This window comes from Mycobacterium sp. NGS64, assembly GCF_059812245.1.
Genome location: NZ_JCALCI010000004.1, coordinates 215654 through 233405, shown reverse-complemented (window position 1 = coordinate 233405; position 17752 = coordinate 215654). Strand labels below are relative to the sequence as shown.

At 58.5% G+C, this 17752-nt stretch carries 12 protein-coding genes; 8 read left to right on the top strand and 4 right to left on the bottom strand.

All coding sequences use genetic code 11. The annotated features are described in order from the left end of the window. Genes AC5Y4S_RS19070 through dpdD form a run of 6 tightly spaced genes read left to right on the top strand, consistent with a single transcriptional unit; the run spans position 1 to position 11740 of the window. On the top strand, positions 1-894 hold the full coding sequence (locus AC5Y4S_RS19070; protein WP_500034239.1) for a hypothetical protein: 894 nt from the start codon (positions 1-3) through the stop codon (positions 892-894). Next, the gene (locus tag AC5Y4S_RS19065) at positions 873-3968 is read left to right on the top strand and encodes a hypothetical protein (protein WP_500034238.1); all 3096 of its coding nucleotides are present in this window, start codon (positions 873-875) and stop codon (positions 3966-3968) included. Before AC5Y4S_RS19070 ends, AC5Y4S_RS19065 begins: the two co-directional genes overlap by 22 nt. Beyond that, on the top strand, positions 3968-4663 hold the full coding sequence (locus AC5Y4S_RS19060; RefSeq protein ID WP_500034237.1) for a hypothetical protein: 696 nt from the start codon (positions 3968-3970) through the stop codon (positions 4661-4663). Before AC5Y4S_RS19065 ends, AC5Y4S_RS19060 begins: the two co-directional genes overlap by 1 nt. Further along, entirely contained in the window at positions 4660-9114 is a 4455-nt protein-coding gene (gene dpdJ / locus AC5Y4S_RS19055; RefSeq protein WP_500034236.1) for a protein DpdJ, read from the top strand. Before AC5Y4S_RS19060 ends, dpdJ begins: the two co-directional genes overlap by 4 nt. Further along, complete coding sequence (gene dpdK / locus AC5Y4S_RS19050; protein ID WP_500034235.1) at positions 9111-9641, top strand: phospholipase D-like domain-containing protein DpdK; 531 nt, start codon at positions 9111-9113, stop codon at positions 9639-9641. The genes dpdJ and dpdK overlap by 4 nt, the downstream gene beginning before the upstream one ends. Beyond that, positions 9638-11740: a protein DpdD gene (gene dpdD, locus AC5Y4S_RS19045; RefSeq protein WP_500034234.1), complete on the top strand. Its 2103-nt coding sequence runs from the start codon at positions 9638-9640 to the stop codon at positions 11738-11740. Before dpdK ends, dpdD begins: the two co-directional genes overlap by 4 nt. 151 nt (positions 11741-11891) lie before the next feature. On the opposite strand, the gene AC5Y4S_RS19040 is transcribed toward dpdD, so the two are convergent. Genes AC5Y4S_RS19040 through queC form a run of 4 tightly spaced genes read right to left on the bottom strand, consistent with a single transcriptional unit; the run spans position 11892 to position 14381 of the window. Continuing rightward, positions 11892-12668: a GTP cyclohydrolase, FolE2/MptA family gene (locus AC5Y4S_RS19040; RefSeq protein ID WP_500034233.1), complete on the bottom strand. Its 777-nt coding sequence runs from the start codon at positions 12666-12668 to the stop codon at positions 11892-11894. Between the two features lie 5 nt (positions 12669-12673). Continuing rightward, positions 12674-13057, bottom strand: coding sequence for a 6-carboxytetrahydropterin synthase QueD (gene queD, locus AC5Y4S_RS19035; protein WP_500034232.1), 384 nt, complete (start codon positions 13055-13057; stop codon positions 12674-12676). Continuing rightward, entirely contained in the window at positions 13054-13689 is a 636-nt protein-coding gene (gene queE, locus AC5Y4S_RS19030) for a 7-carboxy-7-deazaguanine synthase (protein WP_500034231.1), read from the bottom strand. Before queE ends, queD begins: the two co-directional genes overlap by 4 nt. 2 nt (positions 13690-13691) lie before the next feature. Continuing rightward, positions 13692-14381: a 7-cyano-7-deazaguanine synthase QueC gene (gene queC / locus AC5Y4S_RS19025; RefSeq protein WP_500034230.1), complete on the bottom strand. Its 690-nt coding sequence runs from the start codon at positions 14379-14381 to the stop codon at positions 13692-13694. 982 nt (positions 14382-15363) lie between these two features. Here queC and dbpB point away from each other — a divergent pair. Next, entirely contained in the window at positions 15364-16506 is a 1143-nt protein-coding gene (gene dbpB / locus AC5Y4S_RS19020; protein ID WP_500034229.1) for a DGQHR domain-containing protein DpdB, read from the top strand. Then, entirely contained in the window at positions 16503-17747 is a 1245-nt protein-coding gene (gene dpdA, locus AC5Y4S_RS19015) for a tRNA-guanine transglycosylase DpdA (protein WP_500034228.1), read from the top strand. Before dbpB ends, dpdA begins: the two co-directional genes overlap by 4 nt. Positions 17748-17752 lie beyond the last annotated feature (5 nt).

Here is a 17752-nt window from a genome sequence, read left to right as displayed (position 1 = left end):
ATGACCGATTATCTAAAAGGTACGGTACCCGCGAGCGTGCCCGGAATTCGCTTGATCTGTAAGCAATTACTGACTGCAGGCCCTTATTCAACCAGCCAGTTAACGGCTGCACTACGTCCCAACGATCTCATGGCTGGCAACGGTGAGGGGGCGACCCTTCCCGCATCGCTGGACGTCGCAGCCGATTTGGGTCTGATCACGAAGCTGACGTCAGAGAAGGACCCCGAATGGGATGTTGGTCCGGCGCTGACGGCCTCGAGAGACCCGGCAAGGGGTACGGAAACGGCGATCGCATTCCAACCTCTCGTCGCCCGAGCACTAAACGAGCGCGCGCTTGAATGTGTGAAACAACAACAAGTTCCGTCGGACGTCGCGAAGGGGCTCGTGTGGTTCCTCGGTCGCGATCCGCTGGCGAGCATCTCATGGGATGGCGCCCAACCTGAGCTCATTGCGTCAGAGTTGAATAAGACCAAGGTAATTGACAACGAAACACAATGGCGGGCTTTTTGGCGCTGGTGCGTTGCGCTCGGCTATGCACACCAACTCAGCCTTGGCGGTACACGCGTCCTATCGGTCAGTTCAGTCAGGGCGATCGGCGATTTCGCGTCAGGCAAGGAAGGAGCGATACCCGCGAGACGATTCGTTACCGAACTTCTCGAGGCGGTGCCGGTACTGGGCCACCCAGACCTGATAAACACACTCCCAGAAATAGGCCGACCCCATTGGCAGGGATCAGCGAGTCGCGTCATCGCCGAAGGCCTCCTCCAATTGGAAGCGCAGCAGGTTGTGGACCTACAACCCGGCGACGACTCTGAGAACGTCGTACAACTTGCACCCAGCGATGATGAGTCACGAGCGATCCGCTCGGTGGAATGGATCGGACAGAAAGCATGAAAAGGTTCGCCTGTTGGGAACCAAGCGCCGTCGCAGATACCGTATTTATCGACATCGGCGCTCTTCCAATAGCTTTGGATCCCATCTTTCTCGCCGCCCATACCCCGGCTCGCGTCGCACACCTCGAGGGCCCAGTCGTCTCGGATGCCCACGGTGGCGAAAAACAAATATTCGACTCGCTGACGGCGGATATCGGCTCGCATCAAAGCAACTCGATTATCGCCGTGGTGGGAACTCCCGGCACCGGGAAAAGCCACGTCGTACGGTGGATCAACGCACACCTTCGCAGAACCGACGTGCCGATCCATGTCCTTTATGTGCCACGGGAAATCAGCAACCTGAAGGACTTATTGAAGTCACTCGTCGCCGGACTGCCAGGTACTGTCGGCGAGGAAATGTTGACTCGGGTCGAGCGCGCGATAGGCACACAGACCGAAGCAGAGGTGGCAAGTCGTCTAACCAGCGCAATGGCAGAGGAACTCCGCTGGAGGTTCGCCCCGCCGTCCACCGCTGGCCCGAACGAGTCAGAGCAAGATCGGGCCAAACGTGAACAGCGCGATCGCCTCCTTGGCCAGTTCGATCCAGACGACAACCGCCGACGCAACGGGTTCGCGGATATCCTCACCGCCCCGTACGTAAAGGACCACTTGGAGCGCGAGGGTGGCACGCTCCGTAACATCGCTGCTTCGATCGTCGGCCAGGTCAAAGGTGGGGACAGCGGGGTCACGAAATTCGAGCTTGAAGATCTCCAACCACGGGGAAACCCAAGAGACCGAGATGTCCGTCATTTCCTCAACTCCATCAGGTATGACTCGGAGCCTGCACTGCGACTCCTGCAGGAAGCACTGGAGCAGGCACTACCGGCGTTCGTCGGGTTAACCGATTCCTCCGGTGAGACGTTGGAGACTCTGTTTAGTGACGCACGACGCCTGCTTAAGCAGAGCGGGCACGAGCTCGTGCTGCTGTTCGAAGACCTGGCTCAGTTCGGATTGATTGACGGCGCGCTGTTTAACCAATTCCTCATCCAACCCGACGATGAGCACTCCCCCCTCCGCGTAATCTTTGCTATCACCAATGCCAAATGGGAGGAACGCGTACCCGAAGCCGTGCAGCGCCGAGTGCGCCACCGTTATGAAATCCTTCCTATCCAGGAAGTCTCCGGCGATGGTCATGAACTGCAGCCCATCAAGAAATTCCTGGCGCGATATCTGAATTTGGTGCGCCTTGGGAGATCCCAAACAGTCGATGCCTGGAATTTAGCCGCGCCATCCGCGCAGCAGCGTGGCTCGTGGGTACCCAACGCATGCATGACGCGCAATGACGGCAAAGAATGCGAGTTCGTCTCCGAGTGCCATCGCAGCTTCGGCCGAGCCGGAGTTGAGCCGATTGGCGAGGTCGGTACCTATCCTTTCAACGAGTCGGCCTTGGAAAGGCTAGTCAAGAAACTCGGTTCGTCCGCAGCCAATCCCGGTCGTTTGTTGAAGTCCGCTCTCGAAGAGGTTCTTGTCGAAGCCCGTCCGCATATCGAGGCGGGGAACTATCCAGACAAGCGCGTCGAAGAACTCTTTGACTTCGAGTCCTACGAAGGCGAAGCAGCCCTTCGGAGAGGAATCAGCGGGGAAACCGGTTATAGGGTACAGCGCACCAACATCATTTGGGGCAACGACAGTGTGCTCGAAGACCGCACCATTCTTGAGGCATTCGATCTACCGACCGGCGGCATCACCGAACCTCCGATCAGCGACGGCGGCGAGGGTCGCGGAGGCCCAGAAGAGACGCCTATTATCACGCCCGCCGTGGTCGAACAGAAACAACCGCTGCCGCTTCTTCGAGAAGTCAACGCGTGGAGACAAAGCCCCGAGGGGCTCACCGAAGCCGCCATCAACCAAATACGCCCCTGGCTCTTCACCGCGGTTCTTGAGCGAGTCGAACTGGATCAAGACTTCATCAACCATAACCGCGGGATTGGCAAGCAACTCCTGGATTCCGCCTTTGTGCCATATTCTTTTGTCTTTCCTGGCACGTTCGGACGTGATCCCGGCGAAAAACGCCTGCGGTTCGAGATCAACCCGAGCGAAGATACGGTTGCGATGCTGTACGGGTTGCTTTGGTACCGGCAACATGGTCACTGGGACAAGACGCAGGGTAAGTTCCGCTGGCCGGGTGGATACCAGCCTGCCGCGTTGCGGCGGCAACTTGAGGCCTACCTAAACTCGTGTGCTGACGAAGTCCGCACCGAGTTGCTGGCACGTCGCGATGGCATACGCGTCAGAGACCAGGTACTCGGACTCGATGCGATCGCACGGTTGTCTCTCAACACGCTGCACGCCGCCAGTCGCGACCTCCCGCCTATCGGAAGATGGTCGGAGGTCGAGCTCGTGGCGAAAGATGCACTCTCGCAAATCAATACGCGCGACTGGCTCGCAGATCTCTACGCGGTGAGGCAAGGTGATTCAAACCAACCACAGATGCTCGACACGGTTCACAGAGCTGAGGCAACCACAGCGGCGTTAAATTCGCCGATCACGGCTCTCAAAGAGATCAGCCATACCTCAGATGCGTTCCCGCAACTCAAGTTGGCAGCGCAGAACCTCCTTACCGCGATTGAATCCGCTGCCCCGGACCAGGCGAAGCTGCTGAAGGCTGCAGAATCCGAAGTCGAGGCATTCCTTGATGGTGCAGATCTCGAACCAGCCCTAAGCGCTGTACGAGAAGTCGCCGACCGAGCCAAGAACAGCTTGCTATTTCGTCCGGCAGACGGTTACGGCGACTTCGACCGCGCGGTCAACCGCGCACTCGGCAACGCGAATTCGTGGGACGCACGAATCAGGACAGGAGCCAACTTAGATTTACACGACCCTGCGAGCGCAGTCGTGGCCCAACCCTGGGCTCGGGGTGTAGTCCAACTGGGCCAGGATCTTGCCGTCATCCGCGACGCGATCAAGCAGACCGTGGAGTTCGCCAAGTACGACTTGGCGGGTGGCGAGTCAGCAGCCGACTTGAGCGGGCAGATCAACGACCTAGGAAACAAAGCGCTAAGTTACATTGATTCCATCACGGGAGCCTCCGCCTAATGTCGAATGTGCCAGAATGGATCAAATCCGCGCGAGAGACCGTGGATGCAGCGGTGCAGTCTCGCGACAAAGCGGACAAGAACGAATCCGCTTCAGCTGCAAAAGAACTGCTCAGCTCCGAAATCCAAACTTTGGCGGACCTGTCGACGGCGGTGAGCGTCGGTCGCAAGCAGGGCTGGGTCGCAACACCATCTCCGCATAGCGCTGCAATTATCCGATCGGCTCTGGAGGCGGTTGTCACCAAGGGTGCGTTACGTCGGGACGTCAACCAACTGCAAAAGACGCTCCCGAAGTACGTGACTGAGTTGAAGACCCACGTCGAGCGTGAATGGAAACAATTCGTTCAAGACCGAGTAGGTCGCATCGACGATCTCGATGCTCTCATCCGACTTATGGCCGCCCTTCCCGGGCAGGAGTCACAGCGAGATCTCTTGGAGAAGTTGCGGAAACCGCTGCTCGACTTGACGAAGACCATTCCCAACGAGTCCTCCGACGCCACGTTAGCGGCCACTGCAGAACGGTTCGATACAGCGTTTTCCCAAGCGTTCGGCAACGAGGACGTGCGTCAATTCTTACTTGCATGCTCTCGCACGGGGGCGACACTCGACCAGATGACCGACAACGTGTCCGAGTGGTTGAAACAAACTGGCGCGGACCAACTCCTTCGGATCCGACTCGGACAGATAAGCGCATGACACCTTCACCCGAAGCATTGGAGTTGTTAACCTCTCTCGAATTAAGCGAAGCACGTCTGTTGTCGTGGGGCGCGACTGCGGGTCAATGGACGCTCGACGAGGTGTATAAACGTGCCAGTTCATTCGACGGTGGTGAAGGCCTCGTCGACGAACTACGTGAGGCAGGCCTGCTGGTCGAGACGCCGACCGGGGGTTACCGAACTCGTTGCGCCGAGACTGTCCGACTGATTTCCATGCTCCGCCAATCGTTTTCGTCAAGGCCCGTTACCGACGGTCGTGCGCTAGTTCTCGATTACCGATTTCTCCATCGCCCGCGGCGGAGGCCGAAGCGCAACATCGCCCGCGGGAATGCGCGCGACCGGATATCTAAGTTCGCAAAGGAAGCGAGTTCGGTTGTCTTTGATGCACTCCTACTGCCAAGCGTCTCGGAGTTCCAAATAGGAGCTACTGAAAAGATTCTCGCGTGCCTAAATGGCGGTCCGGCGCGCGCGGTGATGATCACAGCCGGCACCGGCAGTGGTAAGACGTTGGCCTTCTACCTACCAGTGCTCGCTCACATCGCGGATACGATTAATGAGAACCCACGTAACGGCGTTGTCGCCCTGGCGATTTACCCACGCAGCGAGTTGCTGAAAGACCAGTTCCGGACAGTTGTGGGTTTCGCGCAGCGCGCTTGGTCACAAGACTCATCGACCAGACGGCCGATCTCTGCTGCGACTTGGTTCTCGCTCACGCCATACAATTCCAGCGTGGTTAGGAGCGCGTGGCGAAGGACTGCCCTCAACAGTGCTAACGCCTTCATCTGTCCATTCTTACTGTGCCCAGATGACGATTGTCAGGGCAAAATGGCATGGACTGAAAAGGATTTGGCGCGCGATCGCGAACGACTGGTCTGTGTTTCCTGTGGGAAGGATGTTGACGAACGCTTCGTGCGACTGACGCGATCCTCGGCCAAGAAGTCGCCTCCAGACATCATGCTTTCGACGACAGAATCGCTAAATCGCCAGCTGGCATATCCGGGGAACTTGCGCGCCTTCGGCATCAAACCGGCGAGCCTGCAGGTCGTCCTCCTTGATGAATTACACATATACGAGGGCACAACTGGCGCGCAGAACGCGTACCTCTTTCGCCGACTGCGCCACGCGCTCGGCCGGCAGCCACTGTGGGTCGCCTTGTCCGCGACGCTTCGGAATGCCGGTGAGTTCCTTGCCCAGTGCATCAATGTTCCCGTGAGCCAAATAGAAGTCGTCAGTCCCGACACTTCCCAGATGGAAGAAATGGGCGCCGAGTACTTGCTCGCCGTACGACACGATCCAGCATCCGGCACGGGGACACTATCGACAACCATCCAGACGGCGATGGTGCTGACACGGTGTCTGGACACCTTGGAGCCAGACCCGTTCGCGCCCCCCATGGCGTCGAACGGGGTGAGCGGGAACAAAGTCTTCACCTTCACCGACAAACTGGATGTTACGAACCGGCTCTACTGGGACATCATGGATGCCGAAGGGTGGGCGTTTCCAGGTCGCGCGAAGACAAGGCCAGTGTTGACGTTGGCTCATCTCCGGTCGGAGCGCCAAGATCGCATGAGACCGCCCACCCGCGAATCGCCGGTGTCAAGAGACCCGCAAGGGCAATGGTGGTGGCTATCCGAGCAACTTGGGCATGGTCTGGACATCGATCGTCAACTCAACATCGGCCGCACCTCATCGCAAGACCGCGGTGTCAACGAGCGGGCCGAATTGATTGTGGCCACCTCGACATTGGAAGTCGGATTCGATGACGACACCGTCGGCGCGGTTATTCAGCACAAAGCTCCCCATGATGCCGCGAGTTTCCTCCAAAGGAAGGGTCGAGCAGGTCGCAATCCGAAAACCCGCCCTTGGACTGTTGTGGTCCTCAGCGATTGGGGACGTGATCAAGCTGCGTGGGACGCGTACGATACGCTGTTTGATCCGGAGCTGCCACCGAAATCATTGCCCCTAGACAATCGATACGTGCAACGTATCCAATGCGTATACATCCTGCTGGAATGGGTTAGCCGCGAACTCGACGACTATTCGACGACCAACAACGTCTGGTCGGATATGACCGGACCGGCGGACGTTCTAGAGGCCGATTCGGTCTCGAAGCGAACACAAATGCAGACAAGACAAGCTCATGCTCGACAACTCTTGGAGAGCGTCTTGTCCCCCGGACCCGCCCGGAACCGCTTACGCCGCTACATCCGACAAGCGCTTGGGCTTCGGAATGACGCCCGCGGAGTATCGGACGTCGACAGCCTGCTGTGGGACGGGCCGCGTCCGCTGTTGCTGGCCGTCATTCCAACTCTCGTCCGACGCCTCCGTGACAACTGGGAGATGGAGACACCTTCCCCGACCGATCCGACCGTAACTCGCCGAATCCCGCTGCGGGACTTCGCACCTGGGAACCTTTTCGACGACTTGCTCGCCACCGACGTGTCATTCACTGGCCCGGGATTGGACACTGATGAACTGATCAACACGGCCTACCTTCCCGTCCTCCGAACGATTCGCGACTTCATGCCGGGCACCGTGAGTCGGCACTTCGGCGTCCGAGCAGACACCAAGAGACATTGGGTCCCAGTCATTGCCACTGCCGACGCAGGACCGACGATCCTCGACGTCGAATCGACCTATGCAGCTACCTCGCAGGGGACTGTGCAGGTAGACGAAACCGACGTACCTCTTCTAACGCCCACACACGTATCGTTGGACGACGTTCCCTTGCCCGTCAAGGACTACAGTCGCGTCAACCCGGCCTGGGAGAATTGCCTGTCTTCTGAAGATGCGGGCATCGAACTGAACCTGCCCGAATCCGTACGCAGCGTTTTCGAACGGGTGATCTGCCATATTCATTCGCGGGGGAACGCGGTTCGGCAGGTCCGCTTCGCGAGGCGCGCAGTCGGTTCGATCTTCCAGCCCAACAAAATTGAACTTGAACTCGAGTTTTGCGACAGCCAGCGAAACCGGGTGGCGCTGGGGCAACAAACCTTCGTCGACGGGCTTGCGGTGCACGTGAATGTTCCACCGCCCGAGCCAACCCCTACCGCCGCCGAACGAACTGCGTGGCTGAATTGGCACATTCTGCATAGTGACCTTTTGCCGCGACGAATCGATCGATTTACTCGGCAGACACTGGCATTGACTGCCGAGGTTCTCTGGTCCCGGGCAACCTTGAGAGAACTTGACATCGAAAATCTCAGCGACAGGGAACTCGCGGACGAACTGCGGCGCGCCGCGTTCCTTGCTGGCCAATCGCGCGATGACCAAGACGACGGCGAAACCGCAGATTCCCAGGGCGAGGACGACGACTCTGACACGGCCACCGTTGACGAAAATCTATTCGAGTCGCCAGAAGTGGTCCAGTTTGTCCGTGACGCACTACAAGTCGCGCAGGCGCCTGCCCGGACAGACGATTGGCTGACGTGGTACAACCGCCGCTATACGCTCACCGCAGCGACCGTGCTGCTGCGGGGCATGGACAGCCTTGCCCGCGGCGTCGACAGCGACTCGCTAGTTATCGACCTTGACGCCCAAGATGATCGCCTCGCGTGGATCACAGAAACCGGTCCGGGCGGCATCGGTGCAGTCGAATCGTGCATGCGCGGTGTCAAGGAATCTCCGCACCTGGTGAGCTACGCACTCGCCACGGCGATCGCGCCGTCTGACCTCGAGAGGTTGGACACGGACATGGTCTCGGTGATGGCGCAGGAGGACGATGTCCTGAATCAATTGCGGCAATCAGTTATCGATGCCTGGCCGAGTGGACACGATGCTGCCTTGACACAACTCGAAAGTTTTTACACACGTCTAGCTGAACTTGGCGTAACCGTGCAGCGGTTTGCGAAGACTGCGTTGGCTACTCGGTTACTTGGGCCCGGCGCCGACCCTGGTCTCTTCGATGCCGTCGGCGACTGGCTCGAACTACGAAACCGCTTGCTCGACGCCGGCCTGTCCCCGAGTTCTCGGGCTCTTGCCGCGGTCCTGTCGGACAGGGTGAGCTACGACGCGGTACTGCAGTTACCGGAAGATGCTGATAAGCAACGACGTTCGCGTGCTATCGCCAACGTCTTGTGGCCATCTGGTTCGGATGCTCAACCGACCGGGATCACCAACGCGTACGCAGCCCTACCTCCACTTGACTTGCCGGCGCTCAGGGCCACAGCCAATTTTGCGCCCGCGCAGGTTTCGGTGGAAGAGTGGAACACCGAGACTCGCGAGGCGGTTCACGAAATGCTTGTGTCTGCTGGTGAGGTGCGCCTCGTCTTTAGCAATTCAGCGCGCGACGCGATCCGACCCGCGCTACTTGACCTCGAAACGGCTCCGGTCGAAGACGACACAATGTTTGTGCACCCAACGGTGGTCGCCGTTTTGGACGTGGACTCGAACCCCCAGGTCTGGCTGCGACTCCAGGGGTGGTACAGGTGAGTCGAGTAATCCGCAAGGCCCAGACACATAGTTCGGGCGAGGCCCGCGAACTACTTGCCGCCTTACTGGCTACCGAGTTGGCTGCTTCAAGTAAGTGCATTTGGCTGATATCGCCATGGATAACAGACCTTCCGATTCTTGATAATTCCGCTGGTACGTTCGGTCCGTTAGCATCGTGGGGCAATCGCCCTACCACGCTTGCCGAGGTGTTGGTATCTCTCGCTGTCACGGGCACAACCATCGTCATCGGCACTACACCGGATCCGCATAACAGAACCTTTATCAACCGGATAGAGTCTCTAAGCGCCGACCAACGTGTGAATGACCGGATCAACATCAGGATTGATGAAGCCAATCTGCTTCACACGAAATCCATTGTGGCGGACGATTATGCGGTCGTGGGTTCGATGAACCTGACCATCGGCGGCATCGACGTTCGGGAAGAGTACATCGAACTAAAGGCCGACCAGGCCTTTGTATCCCAAGCCCGTATCGACTATTTCGAGAGGTTCGGAGGGACACTGTGACCTCGGAACTGCTTGACCTGGTTGGAGATCTTTCGCGTTTCGGATCCAACGAGCCCCAAATCCGCGGCGTAGTCGACGCACAACAGCCTCTCTGGAATTCCTCGCTCGGGAGTTGGGTCGTGCTGCCCCTTGGCGACCATCCGGGCTTTAGCCTGTTGGCACACGACCTCGAGGGCGAGCGGCAGGCGCGAGAAATCTTCGCTGCGTTCATCGGACCCGCCGCCGCCACGCTTGCGAACGATCCAGAGGCAGTTGTTGTGGACGATTCGGAGTGCCGGTTGGTACCGATTATGGTTCGGCGCGAGAAACACGAGGCATTTCTCGATGCGTTGGAAGCTATGACGACCACTCGGTCATCTATAGATCGTGATCCCGCTGACGCCAAACCCGACGAGTCGGACTTGCTGCGGGATATGCGGTTGGCGATCGCACAGCAGGATTTCGTCACTGCGCAGAACGCTTACGACAGCCTTCAGCGCCTGGGTACTCTCAGCCAAGAGAACATGAGATTTTTGCAGATCGAACTGTTTGCAGGGCAACATCGTTGGGATGCCCTGGCTGGGCAACCGTATTTCGAGGAGCTGCAGAAAATCCGTCGGCCACGCACAGTGTCCGAGTTCATGCTTGAGGCAATCTGGCAGACGCGCATCATTCAGACCGGAAGATCGCCGGTACAAGTTTTCCGGGAAGCGGATCTACAAAGCCAGTACGCGCCCCTGCTCGGCTCGGTGGATATCCCGCGCAGTCGTGGCGCGCTTGCGCTGGCATACCTGAGTGCACGGCAGGATGGCGACCAAGCCCGTATCGAGCGACAACTATCTGCGGTGAGCGATGAGGATCGGCTGTTCCTCAAAGGGCTTACGTTGCATGGCCCAATGGTCGAAGAAACGGTCACTGATCTGCTCGAGGAGGCGCGTCGCCTGTACGGGCGACAGCAGTACTCAGCCGTCGTTGAACTGTTTCTCGCAGATCCTCAGGAGCATGTCATCGGCCTGGCCATTAACGCAGTGCTCGAGATGGGTGACGCCACATTCGCAACGCCCGTACTCGGCGCGGTTCGAAAGTTGGCCTCCGATGGCGTTCAGATACCACGGGGGACGAGCCTACTTTTGCCACATCTGGAAGCCCTCGTCTCGAACTCCTGCAACGACTGGATCCAGTGGATGGCCCGAGTTGCGAGTCCCGAACGCTGGGGAGAGGCAGCGAGTACGGCGCGTGAGAACGCGAAGAACTGGCCGCTGCTTCCGGTTTCGGAAGACTTATCGAGTCAGTTGGCGGAGAATTTGATCAGCGCAACCGACGGTGTCAACGCCGACCAGGTCCGAGCTACCATGGACCTGCTGTGTGTACTGGCGTCGAAAGCCGCGGCGGAGCCGTCCCAGCGCAAGTTCGTCGATGCAGTACTTCTCGCCCTTGCCTTCCAAGACAACGCTAGTGAGTCCGTGCGGAACGCCTTCAACGACCTAGCATGGGCAGTACTCGACTCGGCACCCGACCAAGTGGCGTATACGTCCCTACTATCGATTGCCTCTGATATGTGGTCACGGATCGCATCATTGGCGAGCATCGATTGGGTACTGGAGTTGCTCGACGGGTTTGTAACCAATCCTTGCCCAGCGCCCAATGATCGCCTCAACTTCGCGCAAAGTGTCATCGGGTTGACCGCGAAATATGTTCAACGCTTAGAACCCAGCCAAATTCTCTCTATGCGTTCCCTTTTGGCAGAGTTGGGTCTGCCACCTTGGCCGGACTTGCCTGCCGAGCAATCTGAGGACAACCCGTGGTCCAAGTTGGACTCGGCCGACCTTGGCCTCTATACCCTGCTCGAGTCTGCAGTACCAAAACTACGCCAGCGACTTGACCAATTAACACATCTGAAGTCGTTTACCCATAACAAGGACACTACCGGAACGACCGCACTGAAGAACCTTGCCTCATCCGCTGACTACATGATTGTGGACACGTGGCACGCACAACATGCAGCGACGAAAGAAATCGACAAGGTTCGGCCGAGAATGCGGCAAATCCTGCCGAGGCGTGGTGGTGCGGTTGCCTTCCTCCACGCCTTGAAAGATCACATCACAAGACAACAAGAATGAGTCGAATCATCCAAGAGTCTGCATTGGCGTTGACTGCCGGCAAACACCTTGCTAGGCAAACGAGGTGCGCCCCGGCTGCCTGCACGCCTCAGGTAAAGGATGTCTCGAATGAGGTGGGCGGATCGACCGGACCGAAGCCGCGTATTACAGGTTACGCGGGACTCCACGACACACTCGCGACCGCGTCGTGGCTATGGATGCTCTCCAATGTCCGTACGAAGACTCTGTGCGCCACGCCACGGTCTCGACACCCCAGTGATAGCTCACGAACCAAATCTTCCGCGAACATAGGGTTCTCATAGGCGGTCATAGTGAGTGCCCGCTCATCCGAACGCTTCACTACAGGAACCACCGGGCACGAGCAAGTAGATCGGATCATGTCGATCATCGATGCGATGCTCAGCGGGTACGGTGTGTCGCCGTCACCGAATGTCGTCAACGAAACGCGACATCTTTGGTTGTGTGCGCCGTAGTCGCTGATCGCCTTGCTACATGGGCATAATGTGGTGACGTCGGTTGCTACCTCGACTGCGAGCTTGAAAGATTCGGGGCTTAGATTGCCGGTCATGCGCATTTCGTGAACTTGCCAACCGGACTCGCCGCTCACCGGGGCGATCACCTCAGTGGCTAGTGGCATGGCCATGACGACGGCCGCGCCATCGACTTCTAGCAAATCAACCAAGGCCTTAAGCACGGAGGGGAATGCTTCAGGGTTAACTACGTTTAGGCTGCTTTTGATTACCTGAGCCATCCGACTCATGTGCGTGCCGCGACGGTTCGCCGGAAGTCGCACTGTCACTTCGAAATCGGCGATTCCGGCTTGGCTGAGAACATCGTCGTCGAACCGTATAGGCTGACGAAAACCCGCAATACCCACTTCATCGATCTCGATTCCCCGAGAATCGCTCTCCCCTTGGATGTCGGGCATCGCTGTCATTGCGGCCGGCCTCCAGGACCGCGATACATACACCCGGAAGTACACGTTTCCGAGACACTCACCGCCGACATCATCGGAAGTGAAGCTGCTAGTTCACGCCAGATCCACATGGCCAGGTTCTCGCTGGTCGGGTTTTCCAAGCCAGTGATGTCGTTGAGGTAGTAGTGATCGAGCTGTGCAATGACCGGTTTGCACGCATCCTTAATGGCTCCGAAGTCGACGATCCAACCTGATCGTGGGTCGATTGGGCCTTCAACGTGGACGCGCGCCCGGTAGGAATGCCCGTGTAAGCGTGAGCACTTGTGGTCAACTGGAACATTGGGAAGCCTGTGAGCCGCCTCAAAGGTGAACTCCCAGTAGATTTCTGCCGTTTCCGTCATGGTATTCCTAGATACTTGTGAGTTTGCAAACTCAGCTGCCACTTAGGACGCTTCAGGCAGTACTCGACCGCCGCCGCGGTGTTCTCGCGGATAGATGGACCATCCATCGGCGATAGTCGAAATGACTGGAAGTCCAGGCTTTCGAACTGTTCAGGATCGGCGCCCTCCTGGGGAAACACCAGCTTCAATTCATCCCCCGAGGTCTGCAGCAAGGGCGCCCCGACCTTCGGGCTAACACAGACCCAGTCGATTCCCTTAGGGGCACTTCGAGTTCCGTTGGTCTCGATCGCGACATAAAACCCGTGGTCGTGTAGTGCATTCACGAGTACCTCATCGAGCTGCAGGAGCGGTTCACCACCCGTGCAAACAACCATCCGTCGGTCCCACGAAACCTCGGGCCATTCACGTTCGACAGCGGTTGCGACTTGCTCCGCATCTCGAAAGTGGCCCCCGCCCTGCCCGTCCGTACCGACGAAGTCGGTGTCGCAGAATTTGCAGATGGCCCTGCTGCGGTCCGATTCACGACCGGTCCACAAGTTGCAAGACGCGAACCTTAGGAAAACTGCGGGTCGTCCCGTATGAAAACCCTCGCCCTGCAGCGTATAGAAGATTTCTTTGACCTTATACGCCACTGTCAGGCCGCCTGGTACGTAAGGGGATCGACGTGGCCGGCTTCGGCAAAGCCCTTGAGGCGCAGGAGGCATGAATCGCAGTGGCCACAGGGCTTGCCCGTCCGGTCTGGGTCGTAGCACGACGAAGTAAGACTGTAGTCGACACCGAGGTCCAGCCCAGTCCGCACAATCTCAGCTTTGGTCATCTCGATCAGGGGTGTATGGATCGTTACGGAACTGCCTCCCACGCCGGCCTTTGTCGCAAGGTTTGCCATCGCCTGAAAGGCCGCGATGTACTCCGGGCGGCAGTCCGGGTAACCGGAGTAGTCGAGAGCGTTCACACCTATAAATATGTCGCAGGCCCCGACAGTCTCGGCGTACGCCAGCGCGAAGGACAAGAAGATGGTGTTCCGCGCAGGCACATATGTGGATGGGATCTCATCTGTTAGCGCATCGGCCGTGTCGTGTTTCGGAACCGCGATGTCGGACGTCAGCGATGAACCCCCGAACACTCGCAGATCGATGTCTGCCACGACATGCCGAGCGACGCCCTGCGCTTGAGCAACGCGGCCCGCTGCCTCTAGTTCAATCGCATGGCGCTGGCCGTATCTGAAAGACAGTGCGTACGGGACGTACCCGCGATCCTTGGCGATCGCTAACGCTGTCGTTGAGTCGAGGCCGCCACTTAGAAGGACTACCGCAGGTGTGTTCATGGTCATCTCCCGTGGGTGGGTGCGGTTATAGTAGCTCGAAACTACACCGGATAGCCGACACAACTCGCCTGTAGTTTTTGGATCGGAGGTGACATCGCTTGAAAAAACTGACGATCGTAGTGAACTGCACGGACCGAAAATCGCAGGTGCCTGCTGCCTCCCTCCGGTTGCGGTCGCTTCCGAACGGAGACCCTGCGTCGCGCTTCAGCGTGTGGCGTCGGCGCGTCGAAGGTGCGCAGGCGACGGTCAGGCTATTTGATCTCTACCAGGGCGAAGCGTGGCAACAAGTGCGCTGCCTTGTGAGCGACGTAGCAAATGCCGGAGTCGACGTCAGATTGCTTGTAGCATCCGCGGGCCTGGGCCTACGTGATGCAACCAACCAGGGGCCGGCATATGCAGCAACTTTCGCCGGTGGCCATCCAGACTCCGTGGGCTCGGGGCAAGCTGAGACACGCGACTGGTGGGGGCGGCTCTCCTCGTTGGATGCGACCCACAACCTGCCTGAAACTGTGGACAAGCGCGTACTGCTCGTCTTGTCAGAAAGCTACGCGCGGGCGATGGACGACGACCTAGGTGCCCTCGCCGCACGCGGGGGTGACCTCCTTCTGCTTGGAGGGGCGCGGAACATTCCGGGGCTGCCTAGGCTGCCAGCGGATACGTCGCTTCGGCGCGAGCTCGGCGGAACCAGGTCAAGTTTGACCATCCGGATGGCCAGAGCGTGGCTCTCCCGACGGTCACACTCAGCACTCTATACCGTCGAAGACGAGAGGGCGTGGTCTAAGTGGGCCCGCTCTGCGTCGTACATCGAACGCTACGAACGGTCCCCGATGACCGATGCGCAACTGACAAGTCTGATCCGGAAGCTAACAGGTGCAGAGCAGGGGTTGTCTGCAACTCGGGCATTGCGTCAAGTCCGCGACGCCGGCATCGCCTGTGAACAAAAGCGATTCGGCCAACTTTTTCGTGAAGCTGTAGGTTCGCCGTGACTGCGAACGATGAAAAGTTCCTCGAGCGCCGCGCTCTCCGCATAGAGCAGAACCCGACAATCCCTCTCTACCTGTTTACGTTGGCGGCCGATGAGGTGAGCGCGGTCGCGGATGTCGCACGCATCTCCCGTGATGAGGCCGGCAAGTTGATCGGCTATCAGCGCCCGGAACGACGGAACCACGTCAAGCAGATCCTCGACTATCTGAACTCGGGTGAAGTTTTGTTTCCAAATGGGTTGATCCTCGCTCTTCCTGATACGGTTCGCTTCCGTTCCAGTCGGGGTCCCGGCGCGACGGACGGTTTTGCGACAGCCGGCACGCTGGAAATCCCGATTCCGTCCGACGACACGGCGCCACGGCCAGCCTGGATTGTGGACGGTCAACAACGAAGCCTTGCACTGGCTCAGACGAAAAACGGCCGGATTCCCGTACCGGTTGCGGGTTTCGTCGCTCCCACGTTGGAGATGCAACGTGATCAATTCCTGCGGGTCAACACCGTTGCACCACTTCCCGCCAACCTCGTCACGGAGTTGCTTCCCGAGGTCATTTCGGCGCCCTCACCACGACTGTCGCAACGCAAGATGCCGTCGGCCCTGGTCGAAATGCTCAACCGCGACCCCGAGTCACCGTTCTGTGGCCTCATCAAGCGCCCCTCGACCGAGGCCGAAGATCGCCGACAGGCAGTAGTTACTGACACCAGCCTGATCGAGGCGCTACGCGAGTCTCTCGAATCTCCATCGGGCGTCTTATTTCCATACCGGAACATGGCGACGGGATCGACTGACACCGAAGGCATTAGGCGCGTCCTGTTGACGTATTGGTGCGCGGTCCGGGACGTCTTTCCTGACGCGTGGGGCCAGTCTGCGTCAAAGTCGAAATTAATGGGCGGCGTTGGGATCAGGGCGATGGGTCGGCTCATGGACCGGGTCATGGTGCACGTCGACGTGAATAAGCCAGGCGCCGACGAAGCTGCTCGCCGAGAAATATCTCGCATCGCCGATCATTGTCGGTGGACGAGTGGGACATGGGCCGAACTCGGCTTGCCTTGGAACGAATTGCAGAACGTCTCTAAGCACATATCAGCGCTGTCGAACTATCTTGCCCGAGCGTACGTGGCTGCGCGCAAGGAGCAAGCATGAAGTTCTACTTCCCCGACAGCCAAGACCAAGTCAGCCCTTCCTATGACTTCCTCCACGACGAGTACCACCCTCTCCGTGTCCGCCAACGCGATGACCTCTACGCACACGAGGTCCTAGCCATGCGCCCATACGACGGGATTCTCGTGTCGAAAGCTGTCGTGGACGGTTCAGCGAGAGAAGTTGGCAAGTACTCAATGCCGCAGCGGCAGCGCCTGTATCGACTCGGGGTCAGGGGCTTCTTCCGCCTGCCTTCTACGATCAACACACTCGGAGACTGTGGCGCATTCACTTATGTGAATGAACCAGAGCCACCGTACTCAGTTAACGAGGTCCTCGACTTCTACGGTCAATGTGGCTTCGACGCAGGAGTAAGCATCGATCACGTCATACTTGGCTACCGCCGGCCGGGCTCCGGTGATCCTCAGACGGAATGGGTCGAGAGGCGCCGCATCTCACTTACGTACGCCGAGAAATTCTTATCGGCAGTCGCAGATCAACGCGCGAGCTTCGAACCAATCGGGGCGGCGCAAGGCTGGGATCCGGCTAGTTTTGCCAACAGCGTGCAAGAACTTCAGGGCATGGGCTATCGACGAATTGCCTTGGGTGGCATGGTTGCATTGAAGACTCCCGACATATTCGCATGTCTAGAAGAGATCGCAAACGTCCGCAGCGCGGATACCCAACTTCATCTGCTGGGAATCACTCGCATCGAATCTATCGCGGAGTTCAGCAGATTGGGCGTGACGAGCTTTGATAGCACATCATCGTTCAGACAATCTTTCATGGACGATCGAGACAACTACCACACCGCCGACGGTCGATACGCGGCCATCCGCGTCCCGCAGGTTGACGGTAATGTTGCGCTCAAGAAAGCAATCCTTTCCGGGACGGTCTCGCAACGACGCGCAATCGAGGCCGAAAGAACAAGTCTCCGAAGCCTGCGGGCATTCGACGAGGGATCTTGCGACGTCGATGAAGCCCTGGGTGCCGTACTGAATTACAGCGAAATCATTGGCCTCAAGGGCGACTACGGCGATCAGTACCGTCGCACGCTCACGCGAGCGCCGTGGCGCGATTGTCAGTGCGGTCTCTGCGCGGAGCATGGGATCGAGATCGCGATCTTCCGTGGTAGTGAACGCAATAAGCGACGCGGCTTCCACAATCTGTCGGTGCTTGCAGAGAAGATGAAGCAGTTGAAACCGACCAAGCCCATACGTCGGGGAAGGATGAAATGTGGCTGACAGGT

Coding starts and splice junctions, on each gene's coding strand:
- AC5Y4S_RS19065 (WP_500034238.1), top strand. CDS start 873: ATGGATCGGACAGAAAGCATGAAAAGGTTCGCCTGTTGGGAACCAAGC.
- AC5Y4S_RS19070 (WP_500034239.1), top strand. CDS start 1: ATGACCGATTATCTAAAAGGTACGGTACCCGCGAGCGTGCCCGGAATT.
- queD (WP_500034232.1), bottom strand. CDS start 13,057: ATGACGGAAACGGCAGAAATCTACTGGGAGTTCACCTTTGAGGCGGCT.
- queC (WP_500034230.1), bottom strand. CDS start 14,381: ATGAACACACCTGCGGTAGTCCTTCTAAGTGGCGGCCTCGACTCAACG.
- AC5Y4S_RS19040 (WP_500034233.1), bottom strand. CDS start 12,668: ATGCCCGACATCCAAGGGGAGAGCGATTCTCGGGGAATCGAGATCGAT.
- AC5Y4S_RS19060 (WP_500034237.1), top strand. CDS start 3,968: ATGTCGAATGTGCCAGAATGGATCAAATCCGCGCGAGAGACCGTGGAT.
- dpdA (WP_500034228.1), top strand. CDS start 16,503: ATGAAGTTCTACTTCCCCGACAGCCAAGACCAAGTCAGCCCTTCCTAT.
- dpdJ (WP_500034236.1), top strand. CDS start 4,660: ATGACACCTTCACCCGAAGCATTGGAGTTGTTAACCTCTCTCGAATTA.